The sequence below is a fragment of the Vibrio sp. 1249-1 genome, from assembly GCF_033340495.1.
Genome location: NZ_JAWOWJ010000477.1, coordinates 1 through 731, shown reverse-complemented (window position 1 = coordinate 731; position 731 = coordinate 1). Strand labels below are relative to the sequence as shown.

Annotated in this window: 1 protein-coding gene and 1 pseudogene; both read left to right on the top strand. The window is 46.4% G+C overall.

All coding sequences use genetic code 11. The features are described from left to right. Nucleotides 1-257: pseudogene (locus R7Z50_RS27095) on the top strand (band-7 C-terminal domain-containing protein); the annotation flags it as partial. A gap of 9 nt (nt 258-266) precedes the next feature. After that, on the top strand, nt 267-728 hold the full coding sequence (locus tag R7Z50_RS27090) for an NfeD family protein (RefSeq protein ID WP_318149696.1): 462 nt from the start codon (nt 267-269) through the stop codon (nt 726-728). The last annotated feature ends 3 nt before the right edge of the window (nt 729-731 follow it).

Sequence of the window (731 nt, the reverse complement as noted above, 5' to 3'; positions counted from 1 at the left end):
CTGCTATCCTCCATGCTGAAGCGCGTGAGCGTGCTGCTCAAGCGGAAGCAAAAGCGACTTACATGGTTTCCGAAGCCATCGCAAAAGGCGATATGCAAGCCGTTAATTACTTCATCGCGCAAGGCTACACAGAAGCTCTCAAGAGTATTGGTCAAGCTGAAAACGGAAAAATCATTATGCTACCTTTGGAAGCAACCGGACTCATGGGCTCTGTTGCGGGCATCGCAGAAATGTTTAAACAACAAAATAAAGATTAGGACCCAGTTATGGACTTGTTCAACCTGCTTGATGGCATAACATTTTGGCACTGGCTTGCATTCGGCTTTGTGCTGCTTGCCGTTGAGCTACTTGGTACAGCGGGTTACTTTCTGTGGTTGGGGTTATCGGCGTTATTAGTGGGAGCGTTATTGGCAGTGCTCCCTTTCGGCTGGCAACTTCAATGGTTATCTTTCGCGACTTTCAGTTTGCTGACAACTTGGTTATGGTGGCGACGCCAGTGGTCAAGAGACAAACAAGATGATCAAACAAGAGATCTCAACCAAAAGTACAAGCAGTTGATTGGCCGTAGCGCGATACTTGAGGAAGATTTTTCAATTGGGTTAAACAGAATTCGCATCGCCGATACCACCTGGTCTGCACAGTGTGAGCAAAATATCCGAGCTGGTACTCGTGTAAAAATCGTCGCGATCGATGGAATAATCCTCATTGTGGAGCCTATTTCTGATTAATTT